The 3,870-nt window shown below is 59.8% G+C and carries 4 protein-coding genes; 2 read left to right on the forward strand and 2 right to left on the reverse strand.

Translation table 11 applies throughout. From position 1 onward, the window contains the following. Positions 1-42: 42 nt before the first annotated feature. Positions 43-915 carry a pirin family protein gene (locus HX801_RS31805; RefSeq protein WP_177023442.1) on the reverse strand — a complete coding sequence of 291 codons (873 nt, stop codon included), beginning with the start codon at positions 913-915 and terminating at the stop codon, positions 43-45. Positions 916-979: 64 nt separating this feature from the next. Further along, positions 980-1,396, reverse strand: a complete 417-nt coding sequence (locus HX801_RS31810) for an OsmC family protein (RefSeq protein ID WP_003210558.1) — start codon at positions 1,394-1,396, stop codon at positions 980-982. Positions 1,397-1,536: 140 nt separating this feature from the next. On the opposite strand from HX801_RS31810, the gene HX801_RS31815 reads away from it, so the two are divergent. Together HX801_RS31815 and HX801_RS31820 are read left to right on the forward strand one after the other, a co-directional pair. Beyond that, positions 1,537-2,541, forward strand: coding sequence for an amidohydrolase family protein (locus HX801_RS31815; protein WP_177023443.1), 1,005 nt, complete (start codon positions 1,537-1,539; stop codon positions 2,539-2,541). 148 nt (positions 2,542-2,689) lie between these two features. Continuing rightward, the coding region (locus HX801_RS31820; RefSeq protein ID WP_371316604.1) for a methyl-accepting chemotaxis protein at positions 2,690-3,870 on the forward strand (1,181 nt) is incomplete at its 3' end.

The following is a 3,870-nucleotide window of genomic DNA, read 5'->3' on the forward strand; positions in this document are numbered from 1 at the left end:
GCGGGCTTGCTCGCGAAGGCTGTTTCACAGGCAATAAAGCGCTTAAGCCTTGCCTCCAGGCAACTCGATCCGCTCACTTTCCCCCGGCACTGTCGGCCAATCCCCAGCCGCCCAACGCTGCCGAGCCTGCTCGATCAACGCCGGATCACTCGCGACAAAATTCCAGTTAATCCGCCGTGGCCCATCCAGCGCCGCGCCGCCGAACACCACCAGGTGGCAATCAGTCTCGGCAAACAGCCCCATGCTTGCGCCTGCCGGCAACACCACAAGGCTATGCACCTGCAGCGCTTCGCCATCCAACTGCGCCTCACCCTCCAGCACATACACCGCCCGTTCTTCATGCTCATCCGGGATCAGCAGGGTGGTAGCCGTCTGCATCCGTACCTCGGCATACAAGGTGGGCGACAGCACCGGCACCGGCGATTCGAGGCAAAAGCCATTGCCGGCAATCAGGCGAATCTGCACGCCGAGGTTATCGCTCACCGGCAAGCTGGCGGCCGGATGATGGCTGTAATGCCCAGGCCCTTGTTCATGTTCCTTGGGGGAGGCCAGCCACACTTGCAACCCGTGCAGGCTGAAACCACTGGCCTTCAACGCCTCGGGGCTGCGTTCAACGTGGGCAATGGCACTGCCGGCTGTCATCCAGCTGACGTCCCCGGCCTTGACCACCTGATCGGAGCCGAGGCTGTCCTTGTGCAGGAGTTCGCCTTCAAACAGGTAGGTCAGGGTAGAGAGGCCGATGTGCGGGTGTTGGCGAATGTTCATGCCGGTACCCGGGGCATAAGGGGTTTGCAGCATATGGTCGAAAAACACGAAAGGCCCGACGCTGCGGCATTGCCTGGAGGGCAGTGGGCGCAGGATCGGTTGGCCTTCCACATCTTCGGCGCGCGGGCGAATCACGGTCACGGTGGTCATGGTGCTTCCCAGTCTGAGCGGGTCTGATGGTACTGAGCATAACCCGCTCGACGGGAGGTTGCCGCTACTGGCTGAAGGCGCCTTCGGAGAGCCGGGTCTCGATGGTAACTTCGGCCGTGGTCATCAGCTTGTGCACCGGGCAGCGATCCGCCACGCGGTGCAGCTCGTCGCGCTGCTCGTCAGTGAGTACGCCCTTGAGGGTCAGTTTGACGTTGAGCTTGTATTTGCCCTTTTGCTCTTCGGTGCTGTCATGGGTGACTTCCACGGTCACGCCGGTCAGCGGTATGTCTTTTTTCTGCGCATAGAGCTTGACGGTCAGGGCCTTGCAGGACGCCAGTGCGGCGTCGAAGTAATCGTGGGGGGAGGGCGCCGAATCGTCGCCGCCCAGGCTCTTGGGCAGGTCGGTAAACAGCTCGTGGTTATTGATATTGACGCTGTGGCGGAAGTTTTCGGCGTTCAGCGTGTTCACGGTAACAGGCATGGCAAACCTCACAGGGTGGCAGGAAGAAGCTCATGCAGTTATAGAGCATGCTGGCACGTTGGTGTTCCCCGTTGTTTACCGCTGAACCCGCAGGCGCGGTCCGATGTCTACCGGCATTAGCCCTTGTTTGAGATACCCCCGTGCGCCGGACCCGCCTGAGTATTGCCCTGTTGCTGACCGCCGCAAGCTTTGCGGTGCAGGCTCGCGACTATGCCTACAGCGATGCACACCTGCATTACGTCGATTTCTTCCAGGAGTCGGCGGGCATGGATAAATTACTCAAGGCCATGGCCGATAATCGCATCGAGCACGTGATGATTTCCGGCATACCGGTGGCCAAGAAATGGCATGAGGACGAACCCAAGCGGCCGCGCTATTACGCCGGGGACGACGCCGACGCCTATTGGTACAGCGCCACCGACGTGTTCGTCGCCGATGCGGTCAATAAACTGAGCCCGGAGCAACGTCAGCGCTTTCATCCGTTCCTCAGTGGTTTCAATCCCAACGATAAAAATGCGGCATCCCATATCCAGCGCATGCTCGATCTCAATCCTGGGCTCTGGCAAGGCATCGGCGAAGTCTTCACCCGTCACGACGACCTGACCGCGCTGACCTCCGGCGACATCCCAAGGGCCAACAACGAGGCGATGACCCGCATCTATCACCTGGCCGCGGAGAATGATCTGCCGGTGATGGTGCATTCCAACATCACCTCCAAGCGTGAGAAAAATCCGTTGTACCTGGCGGAAATGGAAGAGCCGCTGCGTAATCACCCGCACACCCGGTTTATCTGGGCCCACGCGGGCAGCAGCATGGAGATCCATCGGCACCAGACGCAGATGGATTTTTTGCTGCCGACCCTGGCGCGCATGCTGGAGGCTTACCCCAACCTTTACGTCGACCTGTCCTGGAGCGTGCTCACGCCTTACTTGCTGGATGAGGCGGGAAAGGCACGCCCTGAGTGGGTAAAGCTGGTGGAGCGCTTCCCGGACCGCTTCATGCTTGGCTCAGACGTGGTAGGACGCTTCAACAAGCTCGGTAAGGAAATGCGCAGCTTTGACCCGTTCCTCGATGCGTTGCCTGAGGATGTGGCCAGAAAGGTCGCACGGGACAATTTCCTGGCGATTCTGCCCAAGCCCAGGTGATGGGTTTAGCTGAATCGCTACAGCCGGGGCGGGGCGATCATAAGGCGTTTTGATATCGCGTTTTCGTCTTAGGCAAACGTCTCAACTCGCCGATACCTTTCAAGAGCCCGCTGCAGGTGGATGCAGCGCTTTTGGAAGGATTCCGAGCATGAATATCAGAAGTCTGAATATCGCCCCTCGCGCCGGCCTGGGGTTTGGTTTGCTGGCGCTGATGGTGTTTGCCCTGGGCGGGTTCGCCTTGTTGCAGATGGGCAATATGCGCCAGCAGTCTGACCAGGTGGAAAACAACTGGCTGCCCAGCGTGATGGCGGTCGGCGAGATGAATCAGGACCTGCTGCGGGTGCGGGCCCTGACGTTGCGGCTGCTGCTTAACCGCGACCCGCAGGCAATCACGCAGAATGAGCAGAAAATCACCGAGCTGAAAAGCGGCCTGCACAAGGCTCAGTCCCTCTATGAAGGCTTGATCGTGCTGTCTGAAGAGCGGGTGCTGTTCGATCGCTTTAAAACCGAGGAAGAGCGTTACCTGCAGCGCCAGGAACAGGTGATGGCGTTTTCCCGGGCGAATCAGTTGGAAGACGCGATCAAGGTGGTCAACGGCGAGATGAACCAGTTGGCCGACGAACTGGCCGGTACCCTGCGTGAGCTGGTGACGTTGAACAAGGTCAGTGCCAATCAGGCGGCGAGCCTGGCGCAAAGTGTGTTCACGCAATCGCGCAGTTGGGTGGTTGGCATGATTGCCGTGACGGCGCTGATCACCATCGGCCTGGCATTGTTGCTGACCCGCAGTATTGTGCTGCCGTTATCCCAGTCTTTGAAAGTCGCCCAGGGTGTGGCCAGTGGCGATCTGACCGGGGTGATTACTGTCAGCGGCCAGGATGAGCCGGCGCGTTTGCAGCAGGCGCTGAAAAGCATGCAGGAGAGCCTGCGGGAAACCATTCGACGTATTTCCGATTCGTCCAGCCAGTTGGCGTCGGCTTCCGAAGAGCTTAGTTGCGTGACCGAAGATGCCACCCGTGGGTTGCATCAGCAGAGTCAGGAAATCGAGCAGGCGGCTACTGCGGTGAACCAGATGACGGCGGCGGTGGAGGAGGTGGCGAGCAATGCGGTGGCTACGTCCCAGGCGTCGCGGGAGTCGGATCGTATCGCTCAGCATGGGCGCGAGCAGGTGCATCAGACGGTGTTGTCGATTGAGTCCCTGGCGGATGATGTGACGGCCAATGCGACTCAGGTGGAGGACCTGGCGCAGAAGGTGTATGGCATCAGCAAGGTGCTGGATGTGATTCGTTCGATTGCCGAGCAGACCAATTTGCTGGCGCTGAATGCCGCCAT

It is taken from the genome of Pseudomonas sp. G1002 (assembly GCF_013385455.1).
Taxonomy (GTDB): Bacteria; Pseudomonadota; Gammaproteobacteria; order Pseudomonadales; family Pseudomonadaceae; genus Aquipseudomonas.